Here is a 19,492-nt window from a genome sequence, read left to right as displayed (position 1 = left end):
TCCACCAACTCGGACCTGGTGGCCCTGGCCGTGGAGGGTACGGCCAGGGAGGGCGCGGTCCTGGTCGCCGAGGAGCAGACGGCGGGCAAGGGGCGGCTCGACCGGCAGTGGACGGCACCGCCTCGCTCGGGCCTCTTCTTCTCCGTCCTGCTGAAGCCGACGGGCGTCCCGGTCACCCGCTGGGGCTGGCTGCCGCTGCTCACCGGGGTGGCGGTGGCGACGGGGCTTTCGCGGTCGGCGGGGGTCGATACGGCACTCAAGTGGCCCAACGACGTGCTGGTGACCGTCGGCGGCGAGGAGCGCAAGGCCGGGGGCATCCTCGCGGAGCGGGCCGGGGACGACGGGGTGGTGGTGGGCGTCGGCATCAACGTCACCCTGAAGGAGGAGGAGCTCCCGGTGCCGCAGGCGGGCTCGCTGGCGCTGGCCGGGGCGGTGAGCACGGACCGGGATCCCTTGCTGCGGGCGGTGCTGCGGTCGCTGGAAAGCTGGTACGGGCGGTGGCGGTCGGCCGGGGGCGACCCCGCGGTGAGCGGCCTCCAGGAGGCGTACGCGGCGGGCTGCGCGACCCTCGGACGGGTGGTGCGGGCCGAGCTGCCCGGGGACCGGGCGCTGGTCGGGGAGGCGGTCGCGGTGGACGGGGACGGCCGCCTGGTGATCGCGACGGAGGAGGGCGTACAGGAGCCGGTGGGCGCGGGGGACATCGTGCATCTGCGTCCGGCGTGAGCCGGCCACGGCAACCACGCGTACAGGAAACGACCGCGATCAGGAAACCCTTCGCCCCACTTAACGGAGTGAGCTGGCGCACACCTGCCGTAGAGTTGGGGCCGGTCGATACCTGACCGCGGCAGATCGGAAGGGCAGCAGGCGTGACCGTCGACGACACGGGCTCCGGCATGGACCCCCACGCCGCCGACCCCGGCGAAGATCCACTCGCCCTGCGTCTCGAACAGCTCATCCTCGGCGCGGAGCGGCGCTACACCCCCTTTCAGGCCGCCCGCAGCGCCGGTGTCTCCATGGAGCTGGCCTCCCGTTTCTGGCGGGCCATGGGCTTCGCCGACATCGGGCAGGCCAAGGCGCTGACCGAGGCCGACGTACTGGCGCTCAGGCGCCTCGCCGGTCTGGTCGAGGCGGGGCTGCTCAGCGAGGCCATGGCCGTGCAGGTGGCCAGATCCACCGGGCAGACCACCGCCCGTCTTGCCGAGTGGCAGATCGACTCCTTCCTGGAGGGCCTGACCGAGCCCCCCGAGCCGGGCATGACCCGCACGGAGGTCACCTACCCCCTGGTCGAGCTGCTCCTGCCCGAGCTGGAGGAGTTCCTCGTCTATGTCTGGCGCCGTCAGCTCGCCGCCGCCACCGGCCGGGTCGTGCAGGCCGCCGACGACGAGGAGATGGTCGACCGGCGGCTCGCTGTCGGCTTCGCCGACCTCGTCGGGTTCACGCGGCTGACCCGCCGTATGGAGGAAGAGGAGCTCGGCGAGCTCGTCGAGGCCTTCGAGACCACCGCCGCCGACCTGGTCGCCGCGCGTGGCGGGCGGCTCATCAAGACGCTCGGCGACGAGGTGCTGTACTCCGCCGACGACGCGGGTGTCGCCGCCGAGATCGCGCTGCGGCTGATCGAGACCATGGCGAACGACGAGACCATGCCCGAGCTGCGGGTCGGCATCGCCTTCGGCACGGTGACCACTCGTATGGGCGATGTCTTCGGTACGACCGTGAACCTGGCCTCCCGGTTGACCTCGATAGCTCCTCGGGACGCCGTGCTCGTCGACAGCGCCTTCGCGGAGGAGCTGATCCGGACCGGTGAGGCGCCGGCCTCCGAGGCGGAGGCGGCCGAGGCGGCCGCGGCCGCGGAGAAGGAGGGCGAGGAGCCTCCGACGTACCGCTTCGCGCTCCAGCCGATGTGGCAGCGGCCCGTGCGTGGGCTCGGCGTGGTCGAGCCGTGGCTGCTCACGCGGCGGGACGGGGCGTCGGCGTAGCCGACTCCCAGCCGAGGCGGTCAGGGGTGGCGCTCGGTCAGTGGGTCCACGCACAGGCCGATGATCGGCACGCATACGCCGGGACGGTCGGAGGCGCTCGGCGACGGCTGCGGGCTCGGGGAGTTGGCGGGCTTGCCGGGAGTGGGCGTCGGGGCGGCCGCGGGCGGCTGAGCGGCCGGGCTCGTGGTGGTGGGCGCCTGCGGTGGGGTGGTGTCGGGGGCCTCCGGGATGGTCGTCGTGACCGGCGCCGGAGGCGCTGCCGATGTGGCGTTCGGTACGAGGCCCGGGGTCGCCGTGGGAGTGGCGCCCAGGACGCCGCCCATGGCGGTGGTCGCGGAGGGGCTGACCTGGGGGACCGGGTCCACCGCCGCGGCTGCGTTCGTGGCACGGTCACCGGCCGGGTCGCTGTCCCCGCTGGGGTCCAGCCAGGGTTCCGCCTCCGGCGCGCCGAGGCTGCCGAGCCCCGAGTCGGGGGTCAGTCGTACGAGGCTCAGGGCGCCGGCCGCCAGGGCGAGGCCGCCCGCGGCGAGCAGGACCTTACGGGGACGGGGGCGGCGGTGCCGGCCGCGGGCGCCGAAGAGCCGGGCCGGGGCGCTGACCTCCGTGTCCTGTGTGGCCTGCGTCGCCGACGATTCCGTCATCGTCATCACGATCCCTCCCCGATGCGCTCGCGCCCCCGTTGCGCCGTGGCGGACGCACGCTATGCGCTCCGGCGGGTGGGGGGAGCGCGGTTGCGGGGGATGTCACCCGAACGGGGTGCCTTCCCCCTGGGGGGCCGGGCTGCGATGATCGGGGCGGTTGTTGTTAACCCGCGTTAACCGGAGGGTGTCATGAGCGAGGAGCGGTACGGGGAGTTCGTGCTGGTGCGGCGGCACGGGGACGGCGGGCATGTCGCGGAACTCGCCCTGGACCGGCCGAAGGCCATGAACGCCGTGTCGACGGAGATGGCGCGGTCCGTGGGAGCGGCGTGCGCGGCGCTGGGGGCGGACGCGAGCGTACGGGTGGTGGTGCTGACCTCCACGCACGAGCGGGCGTTCTGTGTCGGGGCGGATCTGAAGGAGCGGAACTCTTTCAGCGACGCGGATCTGGTGCGGCAGCGGCCGGTGGCCCGGGGGGCGTACACCGGGGTGCTGGAGCTGCCGGTGCCGACGATCGCGGCGGTGCACGGGTTCGCGCTCGGGGGTGGGTTCGAACTGGCGCTGTCCTGCGATCTGATCGTGGCCGACGCGACGGCTGTGGTGGGGCTGCCGGAGGTGTCGGTCGGGGTGATCCCGGGGGGTGGCGGTACGCAGTTGCTGCCGAGGCGGGTCGGGGCGGCCCGGGCGGCCGAGCTGATCTTCACGGCGCGGCGGGTGGAGGCCGCGGAGGCACGGGAGTTGGGGCTCGTGGATCAGCTGGTGGAGGCGGGGCGGGACCGCGAGGAGGCGCTGGCTCTGGCCGGCCGTGTCGCGGGGAATTCTCCGGTGGGCCTGCGGGCGGCGAAGCGGGCGCTGCGTCTGGGACATGGGCTGGACCTGCGGGCCGGTCTTGAGGTCGAGGACGCGGCGTGGCGGTCGGTGGCGTTCTCGGGGGACCGGGCGGAGGGCGTGGCGGCGTTCAACGAGAAGCGGAAGCCGGAGTGGCCGGGGGAGTGACGGAGTCCCAGGTGCGCGTCGGTGCGCGGCGTGGGTCTCGCGCGCCGGCGCTTGCCACGGCAGGCATACGACGTCGACACCTGTTCGCCGTATCAATGTCCCTATTTGTCGTGAACGTCCCTAGCCTGGAGTGATGGGCGAGGAGAACCGGCTGTCGGCCGTTGTGGGGTTGGCGCAGGGGATGGCGGCGGCGCACAGTTCGCGGGAGGCCTGGCGGGCGGCGGCGGTGGGGGCCTGCCGCGCGCTCGGGGGGAGTTTTGCCGCGCTGTCGGTGTGGGAGCGGGAGCTGGGGCGGTTGCGGGTGCTCGTCAATGTGGGGGACCGGGCCTCGGGCGAGGTGGAGTTCCCCGATGACGAGGCCTACCCCGTCCACCAGTTCCCCGAGATCACCGAGTTCCTGCACGAGCGCTGGGCCGGGGGCGGTGAGCCCAACGCCTGGGTCGAGACGGCGGAGGGGCCCGCGGCCGGAGGGCGCCCCGGGTACATCCATCAGCGCGTCGCGGCCCTGCGCCGCCGGGGACGCGGGAGTTGCGTCGTCGCGCCCATCGTGCTGCACGGCCGGGCGTGGGGCGAGCTCTACGTCGCCCGCCCGACCGGCGCCGCCGTCTTCGAACGGGAGGACGCCGACTTCGCCACCGTCCTCGCCGCCGTCGTCGCCGCCGGGATCGCCCAGGCGGAGCGGCTGGAGGAGGCCAGGCGGCTGGCGTTCACCGACGCGCTCACCGGCCTCGCCAACCGCCGGGCCGTGGACGGACGCCTGGACGAGGCCATCGACCGGCACCGCAAGGAGGGCGTCGTCGTCAGCCTCGTCGTCTGCGATCTGAACGGGCTCAAGCGCGTCAACGACACCCGCGGGCACGCCGTCGGCGACCGTCTGCTGGAACGCTTCGGCTCGGTTCTCTCCCTGTGCGGCGCCATGCTCCCCGGCGCCCTCGCCGCCCGCCTCGGAGGCGACGAGTTCTGTCTGCTCGCCGTCGGCCCGCCCGCCGACGAGGTCGTCCGTGCCGCCGACGAACTGTGCCGCAGGGCGGCCGAGTTGGAGCTGGGCGACGGCGTCGCCTGCGGGGTCGCCTCCACCGCCGACCCCATCGGGCCCGTCGGCTCGGCCCGCCGCCTCTTCCGGCTGGCCGACGCCGCCCAGTACCGGGCCAAGGCCATGCGTGCCAGCAAACCGGTGGTCGCGGGCCGGGAAGGGCCCGACGACCCCGTCGTGCAACTGGCCGACGCCCCCTCCGCGGAGCCCCCGGCACCGGAACGCCGCCGCTTCCGCGGGCGCCGCTGAGAGCGCCGCCCCGAATCCCCCGCCGTGACCAATCGGTAAGGGCCGAACCCCGCCCCCACTGGTGACATCTTCGAATTCACTGCGTACGCTCCTGAATATGGATATGCACACTGTGGTGGTGGGGACGTCCGGCGTGACCGCGTCCGACGTTCTCGCCGTGGCGCGTGACGGCGCCCGCGTCGAGCTGAGCCAGGAGGCCGTGGCCGCCCTTGCCGCGGCCCGGGAGATCGTGGACGCCCTCGCGGCCAAGCCCGAGCCCGTCTACGGCGTCTCCACCGGCTTCGGCGCCCTGGCGACCCGGCACATCAGCCAGGAGCTGCGCGCCCAGCTCCAGCGCAACATCGTCCGCTCGCATGCCGCCGGCATGGGCCCGCGCGTGGAGCGGGAAGTCGTGCGCGCGCTCATGTTCCTGCGGCTCAAGACCGTCTGCTCGGGCCACACCGGCGTCCGCCCCGAGGTCGCGCAGACCATGGCCGACGTACTGAACGCCGGCATCACCCCGGTCGTCCACGAGTACGGCTCCCTCGGCTGCTCCGGCGACCTCGCCCCGCTCTCCCACTGCGCTCTCGCGCTGATGGGCGAGGGAGACGCGGAGGGACCGGACGGCGCCGTACGCCCCGCCGGTGAGCTGCTCGCCGAGCACGGCATCGCCCCCGTCGAGCTCCGCGAGAAGGAGGGCCTCGCCCTCCTCAACGGCACCGACGGCATGCTCGGCATGCTGATCATGGCGCTGGCGGATCTGGAGACCCTGTACAGGTCCGCCGACATCACCGCCGCCCTCTCCCTTGAGGCGCTGCTCGGTACCGACAAGGTCCTCGCCCCCGAGCTGCACGCCATCCGCCCCCACCCGGGGCAGGGCGCCTCCGCCGCCAACATGCTCGCCGTACTGAAGGACTCCCAGCTCACCGGGCACCACCAGGACGACGCCCCGCGGGTCCAGGACGCCTACTCCGTGCGCTGCGCTCCCCAGGTCGCCGGTGCCGGGCGGGACACCATGGCGCACGCCCGGCTGGTCGCCGAGCGCGAGCTGGCCTCCGCCGTGGACAACCCCGTCGTCCTGCCGGACGGGCGGGTCGAGTCCAACGGCAACTTCCACGGGGCGCCGGTCGCCTACGTCCTGGACTTCCTCGCCATCGCCGCCGCCGACCTCGCGTCCATCGCCGAGCGGCGCACCGACCGGCTGCTCGACAAGAACCGCAGCCACGGCCTGCCGCCGTTCCTCGCGGACGACGCGGGCGTCGACTCGGGGCTGATGATCGCCCAGTACACGCAGGCCGCGCTGGTGAGCGAGATGAAGCGGCTCGCCGTGCCCGCGTCCGCCGACTCGATTCCGTCCTCCGCGATGCAGGAGGACCACGTGTCCATGGGCTGGTCGGCGGCACGGAAGCTCCGCAGCGCCGTGGACAACCTCACACGGGTCGTCGCGATCGAGCTGTACGCCGCCACGCGCGCCGTCGAGCTGCGGGAGGGGCTTGCCCCCGCGCCCGCCACGCAGGCCGTCATCGAGGCCGTACGGAAGGCGGGGGTCCAGGGGCCGGGGCCGGACCGTTTCCTCGCGCCCGACCTCGCTGCCGCGGACGCGTTCGTGCGGGACGGGCGGCTGGTCGCGGCCGTGGAGACCGTCACCGGGCCGCTCCGGTAGCGGACAGCGGGGAGCCCCGCCGTACGCACGTACAGCGGGGCTCCTGAACGACTACTTGAGCTTGCCGACCTGCGCCTCGACGACCGCCGCCGGAGTCTCGGGCGCCTTGCCGGTGTCGAGCGCGGTGAGGTTCACCGTGTAGAACGTCGCAAGGGTGTTGCCCTTGCGTACAACCTCGGTGCGGAAGATGCCCGCACCTTCGCCCATGTTGACGTCCTGGGTGAACGCCACCGACTCGTCACCCTGGCCCGAGCCCTGCGCCGGGGCGACCTTGGTGACCTTCGTGTCCTCACCGTCGGAGGCGAAGTTGTACCCGCCCGCGCAAGCCGAGACGCCGTCGGAAACGGCCTTCAGGGCCTTCGCGACGCCGTCGCCCTCGTACGAGGACAGGCCCACGAACGTCATGTTGATGTTGAAGGCACCCTCGAAGCTGTCAGGGCCGCGGTGGCGGTCGACGCCTTGTCCTCCGCGACGGTGTTGGACGCGTGCGCGTCCGTCTCCCCGGGGGCGAGAGCAGCGGTGGCCCAGACCAGCGGATGCACTCCGCCGTGTCCGCCTTCACCTCGGACTTGGACTACGGGAGGGTCTTGTCCCCGTCCCCGACCTTGTAGCCCTTGACGTCCGCCGTGGTGAGCAGCAGCTTCTCCAGATCCGCGGCGCTGAGCGCCTTCGCGGCCTGCGTCGGCGAGGAGGAGGGGTTCCCCGCGTCCGTGGACTTGGAGCCGTCGGACTCCTCGCTCGAACAACCCGTGATGAGGGCGAGCGTCATCGCGCTCAGGGCGACCGCGGCGCCCATGCGCGCCCCCGATGATCTCTTCATGAGGCGGACCGTGAAGATTTGGTCAAAGAAGCGTCAAGTCAGTTCAGAAACCGTGACGTTCCCGTCGTACGGAGTACACGACGAAGCCCGCGCCCAGGGCGAGGGAGAAGGTCCCGCCGACGACGTAGGGCATGGTGTCGAAGCTTCCGGTGTCGGCGAGTTCGACGGCGGAGGTGTCCGTGGCGACGGCCCGGGCCTGCTGGGTGACCTGCGTCGACGGAGCCGTCGAGGGCACCTGTCTCGCCGGCTCGTCCCCGGTCGCGTTCGCGGACGGGACGAACCACAGGGCGCCCAGCAGGGTCCCTGCGGCGGTGGCGGTCAGCAACGGACGGCGAGCGGATGACACGGAATATCGATCCCCTTGTGGCGCTGGCGAATTGGCCGTGTGGAGCGATGCTAATGAAAGGCCCGGGTCGTGGGAAAGTCGTGGGAGCCTCAAGCTCCGCTCGGGCCGTACGCTCCGAGCATGAGCACTGAAGAGACATCACGGTTTGTACGGCTTCGGGTGGAACTCGTCCTGGAAGTGGACGACGTGGACGCCGTGACCAAGGCGGCCCTCAGGCGCATCGCCGATGACACCGACATGCCCGGCGACGAGCGGGCGCACGCCGAGAGCGCTGTGACGGAAGACACCGCGGAGGCGCTCGCGTACCTCGTGGACCCGTTCGACCTGGTCAGTGAGGTGCCCGGGGTCGACCTCGCGCAGGCCTCCTGGTCCTGTGAGCAGATCGACTACGACCCCGACTCGCCCGAGTGGGACCTCGACGAGGATGATGTCGACGAGGACGACGAAGAGACGGTTGGCTGAGCACGCTCGGGGAAATCGTGACCCCGGTCGGCAACCGCCGTCCGGGGTTTCGTCGTCTCAGGGGGCGCACTGACCGACACCCTCACCACCCGCCGCGGCGGACGTGGTGTGCCCCACACCTCCAAGGGATGTGGAACGGGACGAACCGGTCGTAGCGTTGAAGGTTCTTGACGGGGACTCTCGGGGTTCTGGGATTCGGCAACGATGGAGAAGCGTGTGATAACGGACAGTAAACGGCGCAAGGGTCTCATGGCCGTGTCCGCACTGCTCGGCGGTGTGCTGGTGCTCTCGGCGTGCTCCGGCGGCGACGAAGCCTCCGGGAACGACGGCGGCAAGGACACCTCGCAGGCCAAGGTCGACGAGGCGGCGGCCAAGAAGACCTCCGAGGCCGAGATCAAGATCACGCCCAAGGACGGCACGGACAACGCCTCCATCAACAACTCCGCCGCCGTCACCGTGAGCAAGGGCACGCTCACGGAGGTGAAGATGACCACCGCCGACGGCGCCGCCGTCGAGGGCGCGATATCCGCCGACGGCAAGAGCTGGAAGCCCAACGGCCAGCTGGAGCGCTCCACCACCTACAAGATCTCGGTGCAGGCCAAGGACGCCGACGGCCGCGTCGCCCACGAGAACGCCTCCTTCTCCACGCTCTCCCCGGGCAACAGCTTCCTCGGCTACTTCACCCCGGAAGACGGCTCCACCGTCGGCGTGGGCATGCCGGTCTCGCTCAACTTCGACAAGTCGATCACCAACAAGGCGGATGTCCAGAAGGGCGTCACCGTCTCCTCCAGCAGCGGCCAGGAGGTCGTCTGCCACTGGTTCAACGACACCCGCATGGACTGCCGGCCCGACAAGTACTGGCAGGAGGGCTCCACCGTCACGCTGCAGCTCGCGCTCGACGGTGTCGAGGGCGCCGACGGCGTCTACGGCGTCCAGCAGAAGACGGTCACCTTCAAGATCGGCCGCAACCAGGTGTCGTACGTCGACGCCAACACCAAGCAGATGAAGGTCACGCAGGACGGCAAGGTCGTCAAGACCATCCCGATCTCGGCCGGTTCGCCCAAGAACAAGACGTACGAGGGCCAGATGGTGATCTCCGAGAAGTTCAAGGAGACCCGGATGAACGGAGCGACGGTCGGCTTCACCGACGACGACGGCAAGGGCGAGTACGACATCAAGGACGTCCCGCACGCCATGCGCCTGTCCACCTCCGGCACCTTCATCCACGGCAACTACTGGGGTGCGGACTCGATCTTCGGCAATGTCAACACCAGCCACGGCTGCATCGGTCTGAACGACACCAAGGGTGGCAACGACAAGGGCACCGAGGGCTACTGGTTCTACAGCAACTCGATCGTCGGTGACGTCGTCGTCGTCCAGAACACCGGCGACAAGACGATCGCGCCGGACAACGGCCTCAACGGCTGGAACATGAGCTGGGCGGAGTGGAAGGCGGGCTCGGCGGTCTGATCCGCCGCCCCCTCCCGTAACGACGTAACGACGTAACGACGAAGCGGCCCCCGGGACCTCAGGTCCCGGGGGCCGCTCACTTGTCACGGACTACTTGCGTCACGGACTACTTGCCGTAGTACGCGTTGTAGATCGAGATGGTCGCCTTGTTGCCCTTCTTGTCGGCGACCTTCGCGTGGAAGGAGACGGCCTTGCCCTTCTCCGGGTTCTTCACCGTGATCTTGCCGCCGGTGACGGAGACCTTCTTCCAGGTCTGGCCGTAGTCGTACGACACCCACACCGACAGCGACTTGAGGTTGCTGCCCGCGGCGGCGCCCACGACGCTGACCGGGAAGGTCTGCTTCTTACCGGCCTCGACCCGGCTGTCCAGACCCGTCTTCGCGTTGAAGCGGACCGTGGAGGCAGGGAGCTTGGCCTGGTCGGACGTCGGCTTCTTGGACTTGAAGGTCCAGCTCGCGTCGATCCGCGTGGAGGCGGCGGCGACCTTGCCGCTCCGTTTCACCGAGGTCGTCAGCTTGTACTCGGCCTCGGCGGACGGAACCTTGAAGGCACTCCCGCCGAACAGCGGGTCGGTGTTGGAGCCGATCTTCGTGCCGTTGCGGTACAGCTCGGTCTTCACCGAGGTGAAGTCCGAGGAGCCGGCGTGCTTGGCCGCGTCGGCGAACAGCGGCAGGAAGCCGTAGATGCTGTTGCCCTCGCGGAACAGGCCGTAGTCCGCGTTGATGTGCGGACCGAAGACCGCGTTGTTGAAGGTCTTCTGGTACGTCTGGCCCGCCTTGAAGGTCTGCGGGGCGCCCAGCGTGTAGAAGGCGTCCGGGACCGGGAAGCCCTCGGGCGTGCGGCTGCCGTACTGCTCGACGTCGAAGGTCCACTGGATCTTGTCGGACGTGGAGACGTACATCGTGCGGGTGCCCGGCAGCTTCTGCTCGACCGGTGTGCCGATCACGAAGTCCCCCGGGAACATGCCCCACGAGACCACGCCGCCGGTCTTGCCCGGGGCCGAGGCGCCGAGGCGGTTCTTGACCGTGGCGAGCTCGCTCGCCTTGAAGTGGCGGACCTTGTCGCCCTGGATCTTCTTCACCTTGGCGGTGGTGGCCACGTCGTACTCGGCGTTCGCGCCCTTGGTCCACTGGCCGCTCCAGGTCTGCTGGAGACCGGAGACCTCGCCGCCGAGGTGCTTCATGCGCACATTGGCGAAGGTGTCGAGGCCGACGCCGATGCCGATGCCCGCCGGGTCGTACATGTAGCCGATCATCGCCGAGAGCTGCTTGGCCCCGGAGTCCGGCACCGTGATGTCGGCCGCCTGGGTCTTACGGGCGTCGATCGTGACCGAGGTGTCCTTGGTGACGTTCAGCCGCGGCTGGACCAGCCAGTCGAGACCGCCCTCCAGGTTGCTGAAGTCCTTCGCGATCCAGGCGTCCAGCAGGTACTGGCCCTTGGGCAGCCGCAGCGTCGTGGTGCCGGAGGCGACCGGCGGAACCCCGAAGGAGCGGTTGGTGGCCAGGCCCGTGTAGCCGAGCAGCACGGTGTTGTAGACGTCGGTGGGCTGACCGTCCTTGCCGATGTGCTTGACCTTGACGTCGTACGACTCCACCTCGCGCTGCACCGCGGCGGCCGTACGGACACTCTGCCCGCCGCCCGTCGCCGTCACATACGCCGAGTAGGCGCCGTCCAGCGTGCCGCCCAGCTTGGTGTTGACGGTGACGTCGACCGTCGCCTTGCCGCCCGCCGGGACGGTCACCGAGGTGGCGCCCAGCTTGAAGAAGCCCGCCGGGGCCGGCTGACCCTTGGGGTTGGTGGCCGTCGACGACAGCTTCAGGGTGACGTCCTGCGTACCGAGGTTGCGGTACGTCAGCTCCTTGGTGACCGGGGTGTCGTCGGTGTGCGGCCACTGCTGCACTCCGAAGCTCAGCGACACCGGGTCGGCGATCAGGGTCTGCTTGATGGCCTTGTCGACCTGGATACGGCCCGAACCCTGCTCGAACGGCGTGTACTTGCCGCCCTTGGTGGAAGCGGTCAGCGCGCCCTTGAGCTCGGCGTACGTCCAGTCCGGGTGCTGCTGCTTGAGGATCGCGGCGGCGCCCGCGACATGCGGCGTCGCCATCGACGTACCCGAGATGCTCAGGTACCCGGCCGGCTTCTCGCCGACCTCCTGCTCGATCAGGCTGCCCTTGGCGGAGGCGGCCGTGATGTCCACGCCGGGCGCGGTCACGTCCGGCTTGATGGCACCGTCGCCGAGGCGGGGCCCGGTGCTGGAGAAGTCGGCCAGCTGGTCCTTGTCGTCGACCGCGCCGACGGTGAGCGCGGCGTCCGCGCTGCCCGGCGAACCGACCGATTCGGGGCCCGAGTTGCCCGCCGCGATGGCGAAGAGGATGCCCTTCTCGGCGGACAGCTTGTTGACCGCCGCCTCCAGCGGGTCCACCTCGGGGGTGTCCATGCCGCCCAGGCTGAGGTTGACGACCTGGGCGCCCTGCTCGGCCGCCCACTCCATGCCGGCGAGGATGCCGGAGTCGTCACCGGAGCCGGTGTCGTCGAGGACCTTGCCATTGAGGATCCGGGCGCCGGGCGCCACGCCCTTGTACTTGCCGCCGGACTTCGCTCCGGTGCCCGCCGCGATGGACGCGACATGCGTGCCGTGTCCGACCTTGTCCTCCGCGGTGGCGGCCGGGGTGAAGTTCTTCGAGGCGATCACCTGGCCCTTGAGGTCCGGGTGGTTCGCGTCGACGCCGGTGTCCAGGACGGCGATCTTGACGCCCTTGCCGTCGTAACCCGCCGCCCACGCCTTGGGGGCGCCGATCTGGGCCACGGACTTGTCGAGCGTGGCCTTGCGGGTGCCGTCGAGCCAGATGCGCGCGATGCCCGAAGCGGTCCTGTCACCGTTGGTGACGGCGTCCCAGAGGGCGGGCGTCTCGGTGTACGGCGTCTGGACCGCGTCCGCGTTCAGGGACTTCAGGGTCCGGCGGAGCTTGCCCGCGTCCCGGACGTCGGCCTTCGTGCCGGCCGCGGCGCCCTTGTAGCCGATGATCACCTTCAGGCCCTTGGCCTGTGACTTGCGGGTCGCCGACTTGTTGAGCTCGGTGATGTCGAACAGCCGCTGGTCGAGCTTGCCGGCGGTGATCAGCCGGGCCGCGTCGGCGGGTATGACGAGCGTGCGCCCCTCGGTCTTGCGGATCTGGACGGGTATGTGCTGACGTCCCTTGGCCCGCTGAAGGCCGACGACGCGGCCCTTGGAGTCGACGGTGACCCGGTCACCCGTGATCAGGGTGATCGAGTGATGAGCCGTCAGCTGAGCGGCGCCGCTCGTGCGCTGCTCCGGCTTCGCCGACGCCGGGCTGGTCATGCCGGCGGCGAGGGCGACGGCGGCTGCCGTGGCGACGGTGGCCGCGCATGCTCTTTTCACTTGTCTGCGCAAGTTTCCCCCTTGCTGAAGTACCGGGCGAATTCCCCTTCACCCGGCCGGGGGTGGTCCTGCACAGATGTACGTGCACCCCCCGGAGTACGCAGTATGCCGGGGGGTGATCAGCTACCTCAATAGACAGGGGACGGACAGAATCGGACTGTTACGAGTCGGTCTTACGAACCGCCTTACGCGCCCGCGTTCTCCTTGACGGAGATCTTGCCCTTGCGGATGGTCGCTACGCGGGGGGCCTTCTTCGCGAGAGACGAGTCGTGCGTGACCATGATGAAAGTGAGCCCGAGCTCCTTCCACATGCGTTCCAGTACGTCCATGATCTCGTCGCGCATCGACTCGTCGAGGTTGCCGGTGGGTTCGTCGGCGAGCAGCACCTTGGGCTGCTTGACCAGGGCTCGGGCGATCGCGACGCGCTGCTGCTGGCCGCCGGACATCTCGGAGGGCAGGTGGGAGAGCCGCTCCCCGAGCCCGACGGACCTCAGCGCCTCGGCGGCCCGTTCGCGGCGGTCCTTCACCCTGACGCCCAGGGGGACCAGGGCGGTTTCCACGTTCTCCTGGGCGGTGAGAGTGGGGATGAGATTGAAACTCTGGAAGACGAAGCCGATGTTTTCACTTCGGACGCCGGTCAGTTTGGCCTCGGACAGTTTGGCCAGATCCGTGCCATCCAGAACGACCTCTCCCGACGTCGGGCGGTCAAGACCGCCGAGCATCTGAAGAAGGGTCGACTTACCGCCGCCGGTGGGGCCTTGGATGACGAGCCGGTCCCCGTCGGGGATGGTGAGGTCGACTCCGTCGAGGGCGTGCACGGTTTCTTTGCCTCGGGTGTAGAGCTTGGTGACGTTTCTGAGTTCGTACATGTGGGTGCTCCTGGGTGGGTTCGGGACGGTGATCGTCGTCATCGGCGGCGGGCGAGTGGGGGCTGGTCGCGCCCACGCGGCGGAGCCGCATATCGACACGGCCCCGCGCCCCTGGGTGGGTTCAGTGCGCGTTGCTTCACCGGTGCGCTCTCCGCCCAAGCCGCGGGCAGTCGTGCCGCTGGGGCGGCACGGGTGGGCGCGGGCGGCAACGCGTTGCGCCGGGCTGCGCGTCCCACCCGCTTGCCTCGGTCGGCAGCTGCTACTCGACTCGCCTCAGTGCGTCCGCCGGGCGGAGCCTCGATGCGCGCCAGCCGCCGAAGGCTCCCGCGATCAGGCCGCCCGCTACCGCGAGGCCCACCGCCAGGGCGATCGTCGTGGCGCTGACCGGTGCCGTCAGGGCCACCTCCAGGGCGTTGGACGACTGTTCCGCCGCGGGGCCGCCCATGCCGCCGCCGGGGCCGCCTCCCATGCCTCCGAAGCCGCCGCCTCCGCCCGTCGCGCCCAGCTGGGCTTCCAGGGTCGGGCTGATCGCCGTCACCACGTAGGCGCCCGCCAGGCCCACCGCGATGCCCAGGGCACCGCCCACCAGGCCGTTGACGACCGCCTCGCCGACGACCTGCCGGGTCACCCGGCCCGACTTCCAGCCGAGGGCCTTCAGCGTGCCGAACTCGCGGACCCGGCGGGACACCGCCGAGGAGGTGAGCAGGCCGGCCACCAGGAACGCCGCCGCCAGTACCGCGATCGACAGCCACTTGCCGACACTCGAGGCCAGGTCGGACGCCGTCGACAGCGAGCCCGACACGGTGTCCGCCAGATCCGCCGACGTCGTCACCGTCGTACCGGAGATGTTCTTCTGGATCTCCGACTTGACCGCGTCGATCCGCTGGGAGTCGGTCGCCTTGACGTAGATCGTGGTGACCTTGTTCTTCGAGTCGCTCAGGGTCTGGGCCTGCTTCAGCGGGATGTAGAGGTTGGCCGCCGCGTCCCCGCTCTCGGGCGTGGCGATGCCGATGACCTCGAACTCGGTGCCCTTGACGGTCACCGTGGAGCCGACCTTCAGCTCCTTCTCCTTGGCGTAGGACGCGTCGGCGACGACCACCTTGGCGTTGGTCTGCGACGACGTGAACGTACGACCACTGGTGATCTTCGAGGAGGTCAGCGGACCCAGCGCCGGCTCGGTGACATCCGTGCCGTAGACCGAGTAGTTGTTGACGTCGAACTCGGCGCCACCGCCCTCGACGCGCCCCTCGGGTGCCTGCGTCCCGCCGCCGGGACCGCCCTGCCCCTGGCCGCCGTCCCCGTCCTGCTGGAACTCCCCGCGCCGGAACTGCCCGTTGACCTTGATGACCTGAAGGCTCAGCCCGCCCACCGCGTCCGAGACGCCGCTTTGGGCACCGACCTCGTCCACGGTCGAGCTCGCCAGCGTCTGGAAGCCCTGGACCATGACCCGGTCGCTGCTCTGCTCCTCCTCGGAGTCGCTGTCCTGCGCGTCGAACTCGAAGCGCGGCCGCTGCGGTTGACTGCCCTCGGCGGCGGCCGCCTTGGTGACGGTCATGTCGGTGCCGAGCCCGTAAAGCGACTCCAGGACCTTGTCCTGGGCCTTGCCCATGCCCGAGGACACGGAGTTGACCACGATGACGAGGGCGATGCCCAGTGCGAGGCCGGAGGCGACGACGAGGGCCGCCTTTCTGCGGCGGCGCAGCTCGCGCCTCAGGTAGGTGAAGAACATGCGCCGCAAGCTAGGTACGGCGCGTGATGAAGGGATAAGGCCGAAATAAGAGATGCATGAGAAGGCTGCCCGCCGGCCAGGAACCAGCCCGCCCACGTCTGTCGGAGCGGCTGGATTCCGCCCAGCGCTGACACGGGCCCGGAGCGCGCCGGAAGAGCAGCTTCCGTCCGGCTTCCGTGTTTGTGTGGGCGCATGACGGCTCACACGGTGGAATACATCCGGTACCGCATCCCCGAGCAGCAGTCGGCGGAGTTCCTGTCCGCCTACACCCGCGCCGCGGCCGGTCTCGCGGCGGCTCCGCAGTGCGTGGACTACGAACTGACGCGCTGCGAAGAGGACTTCGAGCACTTCATCCTGCGTATCACCTGGACCTCGACCGAGGACCACATCAAGGGCTTCCGCACCTCGGAGCTGTTCCCCGACTTCCTGGCCGAGATCCGCCCCTACATCGGCAACATCGAGGAGATGCGGCACTACAAGCCGACCAGCGTGCGCGGCACCGGCTCGGCGGTGCCGACGCTGTACGCGTGGGCGGGCGGCGCCGCGGCGCTCACCCGCCTGACCTCGGCCTTCTACGACAGGGTCCGCAAGGACGACCTGCTCTCCCCGCTGTTCGAGGACCTGGACCCGGCCCACGCCGAGCATGTGGCCGCCTGGCTGGGCGAGGTCTTCGGCGGGCCGACCGCCTACTCCGACACCCAGGGCGGCCACGGCCATATGGTCGCCAAGCACATGGGCCTGGCCGTCACCGAGCCCCAGCGGCGCCGCTGGGTCAACCTCATCCAGGACGCGGCCGACGAGGCGGGCCTGCCCACGGACGCGGAGTTCCGCTCGGCGTTCCTGGCGTATGTGGAGTGGGGCACCCGCCTGGCGGTCTACTTCTCCGGTCCCGACGCGAAGCCCCCGGCGGAGCAGCCGGTGCCGAAATGGAACTGGGGGGCGGCGCCGCCGTATCAGGGCTGAGCGGCCCCGGTCCCCGCCCGGGTCGCGTCCGTGCCCCAGCTGGCCAGCAGCCGGAGCGCCTCCGCGGCCGGGGACCCGGGCTCCGCGTGGTAGGTGATCAGGTTCTGCTCGCCGTCGTCCATCAGACGGAACGACTCGAAGGACAGGGTCAGTTCACCCACCAAGGGATGGCGCAGACGCTTGACGCCGTAGCTCTTCTCCTTGACGTCGTGGGTGGCCCACAGGCGCCGGAACTCCTCGCTCTTCACGGAGAGTTCGCCGACCAGGGCGGACAGCAGCGGATCGTCCGGGTGGCAGCCCGCGTCCATGCGGAGATAGCTGACGATGTCGTAGGCCTTCTGGTCCCAGTCCACGAACAGCTCGCGGTAGGCGGGGTTGAGGAACACCAGCCGGGCCCAGTTCCGCTCCTGTGCCGGCAGCTCTCCCCAGTCGCCGAAGAGGGCCGAGGCCATCCGGTTCCAGGCGAGGACATCGGAGCGGCGGCCCGAGATGTACGCCGGCACGTCCGCCATCGAGTCCAGCAGGTGCCGCAGCGCCGGGCGCACCTGCTGGGCCCGGGCCGGGCCCGCCTTCTTCTTGTGCTGCTTCGGCTTCGCCAGATGCGTCAGATGGGCGTGCTCGGCGTCGCTGAGCCGCAGCGCCCGCGCGATGGAGTCCAGCACCTCCGCCGACACATTGCGCCCGTTGCCCTGCTCCAGCCGCGTGTAGTACGCCACGGACACCCCGGCGAGCTGTGCCAGCTCCTCGCGCCGGAGCCCCGGCACCCTGCGGTGCCGCCCGTAGTCCGGCAGCCCCACGTCCTCGGGCTTCAGCCGGGCACGCCGGGTGCGCAGGAACTCGCTGAGCTCGGCGCGCCGGTCCAGGCCGCCGCCGGACTCCTGCGGGGATACGGGCTGTTCGTCCATACGTCCAGTATTCACGGTCGTACGCCCACCAGCCTGACCCCGTCAGTAGTAGGAACGCCAGACGTACGCAAAGCTGTGACCTGGGTGAATGCCGACGACCCAGGCAGGCTTGAGGCCGTGCCCGGACAGAAGGCAGCCGGGCGCGCAACCTCTAGGAGATCCACTCCCATGACCACTGTCGCTGCGTACGCCGCCCCCTCTGCCAAGGCCCCGCTGGAGCGCACCACCATCGAGCGCCGTGCCGTCGGCGAGTTCGATGTGCTGATCGACATCAAGTTCGCCGGCATCTGCCACTCGGACATCCACCAGGCCCGCGAGGGCTGGGGTGAGGCCATCTTCCCGATGGTGCCCGGCCATGAGATCGCGGGTGTGGTCTCCGAGGTCGGTCCCGGTGTCACCAAGTTCGCCGTCGGCGACCGTGTGGGCGTCGGCTGCATGGTCGACTCCTGCCGTGAGTGCGACAACTGCAAGGCCGGTCTTGAGCAGTACTGCACCGGCGGCGGCATGATCGGTACGTACAACGCCGTCGGCAAGGACGGCGAGCCCACCTACGGCGGCTACTCCCAGCAGATCGTCGTGGACGAGAACTACACCGTCCGTATCCCGGACGGTCTGTCCCTCGATGTCGCCGCACCGCTCCTGTGCGCGGGCATCACCACCTACTCCCCGCTCAAGCACTGGAACGCCGGCCCCGGCAAGAAGGTCGCCGTCCTCGGCATGGGCGGCCTCGGCCACATGGGCGTCAAGATCGCGCACGCGCTCGGCGCCGAGGTGACGGTCCTGTCGCAGTCCCTGCGCAAGAAGGAGGACGGGCTGAAGCTGGGCGCGGACCACTACTACGCCACCAGCGACCCGAAGACCTTCGAGGAGCTTCAGGGCAGCTTCGACATCATCCTGTCCACGGTGTCGGCCCCGCTGAACCTGGACCAGTTCCTCTCCCTGCTCAAGACGGACGGCGCCTTCGTGAACGTGGGTGCCCCCGAGGAGCCCGTCGCGCTCAACCTCTTCTCGGTGATCATGGGCCGCAAGTCCCTCGCCGGGTCCGGTATCGGCGGTATCCGGGAGACCCAGGAGATGCTGGACTTCTGCGCGGAGCACGGCTTCGGCGCGGAGATCGAGCTGATCGCCGCGAGCGAGATCAACGAGGCCTACGAGCGGGTGCTGGCGAGTGACGTCCGGTACCGGTTCGTGATCGACACGGCCACGATCTGAGCCCGGTCATCCGACCGAGGGGCTGGTTCTCGCTCGGCGGCACGCTCGGCTTCGCGGCGGCGCTCGCTGCTGGTAGGCGGCCGTGCTCGCCACCGGCGGCCTGCGCCTGACTCCGCTGCTGGTGATCCCGGCCGTGGCGGGTGCCGCGCTCTGCCTGCCCGCCCCGCACACCCTGAACGGGCCGAGGCGGCGCTTTTGACGCAGCCCGCGCGTGGACACGACGACCCGTGCTCCTTCGTGCGGCTGTCGCCGGCTGTAGTCTGCCGGCCGATCACCTTCATCGGCCTGAGTACGTTCGTCGCGTTCCACGTCCAGCAGCGCACAGGCGGCGGTACGGCGGCCGGTACCGCCGCGCTCTTCGTGCTGTACGCCGGCGGCGCGGTGGGCGGTGTGCTGGGCGGCGCCCTGGCAGAACGCCGGGACCGGGTCACGGTGGTGCGCCGGTCGTACGTGCTGGCGGTCGTCGCGGTCGCGGGCGTCGTCCTCGTCCCCGGCCCGTCCGTCCACGTCTTCGTGGCGCCGGCCCCGGCGGGCCTGTACGTCCCCTTCTCCCTCCAGGTCACCCTCGGCCAGGACTACCTGCCCTCGCGGGTCGGCACCGCCGGCGGCATCACGCTCGGGCTGACGGTGAGCGTCGGCGGCCTGGCCACGCCGGTGCTCGGCGCGCTCGCCGACGCGACCTCACTCCGGACGGCCCTGGCACCCCTCGCCGTGCTCCCCGCGCTGGGGTGGCTGCTGGTGCGGGGGTGCGCGAGCCCGGCCGCCCTCGTCACCGCCTGAGG

At 70.4% G+C, this 19,492-nt stretch carries 17 protein-coding genes and 1 pseudogene; 10 read left to right on the top strand and 8 right to left on the bottom strand.

Annotation, left to right across the window (positions count from 1 at the left end):
* Positions 1-723 (top strand): biotin--[acetyl-CoA-carboxylase] ligase (locus RMT89_RS24025; protein WP_315885841.1); only part of this gene is annotated, 723 nt, incomplete at its 5' end.
* Between the two features lie 143 nt (positions 724-866).
* Positions 867-1,976: an adenylate/guanylate cyclase domain-containing protein gene (locus RMT89_RS24020; RefSeq protein ID WP_315885840.1), complete on the top strand. Its 1,110-nt coding sequence runs from the start codon at positions 867-869 to the stop codon at positions 1,974-1,976.
* Between the two features lie 20 nt (positions 1,977-1,996).
* Here the strand turns inward: RMT89_RS24020 and RMT89_RS24015 are convergent, their stop codons facing one another.
* Positions 1,997-2,623, bottom strand: coding sequence for a hypothetical protein (locus RMT89_RS24015; RefSeq protein ID WP_315885839.1), 627 nt, complete (start codon positions 2,621-2,623; stop codon positions 1,997-1,999).
* Between the two features lie 183 nt (positions 2,624-2,806).
* On the opposite strand from RMT89_RS24015, the gene RMT89_RS24010 reads away from it, so the two are divergent.
* The 3 genes from RMT89_RS24010 to hutH all read left to right on the top strand — a co-directional run bounded on the left by RMT89_RS24010 (position 2,807) and on the right by hutH (position 6,534).
* Positions 2,807-3,610 carry an enoyl-CoA hydratase-related protein gene (locus tag RMT89_RS24010; protein WP_315885838.1) on the top strand — a complete coding sequence of 268 codons (804 nt, stop codon included), beginning with the start codon at positions 2,807-2,809 and terminating at the stop codon, positions 3,608-3,610.
* Between the two features lie 133 nt (positions 3,611-3,743).
* A complete protein-coding gene (locus tag RMT89_RS24005) occupies positions 3,744-4,892 on the top strand; it encodes a GGDEF domain-containing protein (RefSeq protein ID WP_315885837.1) in 1,149 nt (382 codons plus the stop codon).
* A 103-nt stretch (positions 4,893-4,995) separates the two neighbouring features.
* Positions 4,996-6,534: a histidine ammonia-lyase gene (hutH, locus tag RMT89_RS24000; RefSeq protein ID WP_315885850.1), complete on the top strand. Its 1,539-nt coding sequence runs from the start codon at positions 4,996-4,998 to the stop codon at positions 6,532-6,534.
* A gap of 51 nt (positions 6,535-6,585) precedes the next feature.
* On the opposite strand, the gene RMT89_RS23995 is transcribed toward hutH, so the two are convergent.
* The 3 genes from RMT89_RS23995 to RMT89_RS23985 all read right to left on the bottom strand — a co-directional run bounded on the left by RMT89_RS23995 (position 6,586) and on the right by RMT89_RS23985 (position 7,700).
* Positions 6,586-6,939: a hypothetical protein gene (locus RMT89_RS23995; protein WP_315885836.1), complete on the bottom strand. Its 354-nt coding sequence runs from the start codon at positions 6,937-6,939 to the stop codon at positions 6,586-6,588.
* Between the two features lie 169 nt (positions 6,940-7,108).
* Complete coding sequence (locus RMT89_RS23990; RefSeq protein ID WP_315885835.1) at positions 7,109-7,354, bottom strand: hypothetical protein; 246 nt, start codon at positions 7,352-7,354, stop codon at positions 7,109-7,111.
* Positions 7,355-7,397: 43 nt separating this feature from the next.
* Positions 7,398-7,700, bottom strand: a complete 303-nt coding sequence (locus RMT89_RS23985) for a hypothetical protein (RefSeq protein ID WP_315885834.1) — start codon at positions 7,698-7,700, stop codon at positions 7,398-7,400.
* Positions 7,701-7,820: 120 nt separating this feature from the next.
* On the opposite strand from RMT89_RS23985, the gene RMT89_RS23980 reads away from it, so the two are divergent.
* Positions 7,821-8,162 (top strand): hypothetical protein, encoded by a 342-nt coding sequence (locus RMT89_RS23980; RefSeq protein WP_315885833.1) that lies wholly within the window; start codon positions 7,821-7,823, stop codon positions 8,160-8,162.
* Between the two features lie 204 nt (positions 8,163-8,366).
* The gene (locus RMT89_RS23975; protein ID WP_315885832.1) at positions 8,367-9,632 is read left to right on the top strand and encodes an Ig-like domain-containing protein; all 1,266 of its coding nucleotides are present in this window, start codon (positions 8,367-8,369) and stop codon (positions 9,630-9,632) included.
* A 106-nt stretch (positions 9,633-9,738) separates the two neighbouring features.
* Here RMT89_RS23975 and RMT89_RS23970 read toward each other — a convergent pair whose 3' ends face one another.
* The 3 genes from RMT89_RS23970 to RMT89_RS23960 all read right to left on the bottom strand — a co-directional run bounded on the left by RMT89_RS23970 (position 9,739) and on the right by RMT89_RS23960 (position 15,630).
* Positions 9,739-13,044 carry a S8 family peptidase gene (locus tag RMT89_RS23970; protein ID WP_399498471.1) on the bottom strand — a complete coding sequence of 1,102 codons (3,306 nt, stop codon included), beginning with the start codon at positions 13,042-13,044 and terminating at the stop codon, positions 9,739-9,741.
* A gap of 173 nt (positions 13,045-13,217) precedes the next feature.
* Entirely contained in the window at positions 13,218-13,901 is a 684-nt protein-coding gene (locus RMT89_RS23965; protein ID WP_315885831.1) for an ABC transporter ATP-binding protein, read from the bottom strand.
* A 259-nt stretch (positions 13,902-14,160) separates the two neighbouring features.
* Complete coding sequence (locus RMT89_RS23960; protein WP_315885830.1) at positions 14,161-15,630, bottom strand: ABC transporter permease; 1,470 nt, start codon at positions 15,628-15,630, stop codon at positions 14,161-14,163.
* Between the two features lie 192 nt (positions 15,631-15,822).
* Here RMT89_RS23960 and RMT89_RS23955 point away from each other — a divergent pair, with 192 nt between their 5' ends.
* Positions 15,823-16,593 (top strand): antibiotic biosynthesis monooxygenase, encoded by a 771-nt coding sequence (locus RMT89_RS23955; protein ID WP_315885829.1) that lies wholly within the window; start codon positions 15,823-15,825, stop codon positions 16,591-16,593.
* Here RMT89_RS23955 and RMT89_RS23950 read toward each other — a convergent pair.
* Positions 16,584-17,498, bottom strand: coding sequence for a helix-turn-helix transcriptional regulator (locus RMT89_RS23950; protein WP_315885828.1), 915 nt, complete (start codon positions 17,496-17,498; stop codon positions 16,584-16,586). The genes RMT89_RS23955 and RMT89_RS23950 overlap by 10 nt on opposite strands.
* 168 nt (positions 17,499-17,666) lie before the next feature.
* On the opposite strand from RMT89_RS23950, the gene RMT89_RS23945 reads away from it, so the two are divergent.
* Positions 17,667-18,710 (top strand): NAD(P)-dependent alcohol dehydrogenase, encoded by a 1,044-nt coding sequence (locus RMT89_RS23945; RefSeq protein ID WP_315885827.1) that lies wholly within the window; start codon positions 17,667-17,669, stop codon positions 18,708-18,710.
* A 20-nt stretch (positions 18,711-18,730) separates the two neighbouring features.
* A pseudogene (locus RMT89_RS23940) lies at positions 18,731-19,490 on the top strand (MFS transporter); the annotation flags it as partial.
* Between the last annotated feature and the right edge of the window lie 2 nt (positions 19,491-19,492).

It is taken from the genome of Streptomyces sp. P17 (assembly GCF_032436805.1).
In the GTDB taxonomy this organism is placed as follows: Bacteria; Actinomycetota; Actinomycetes; order Streptomycetales; family Streptomycetaceae; genus Streptomyces.
This window is presented reverse-complemented; position numbering and strand designations above follow the sequence as displayed.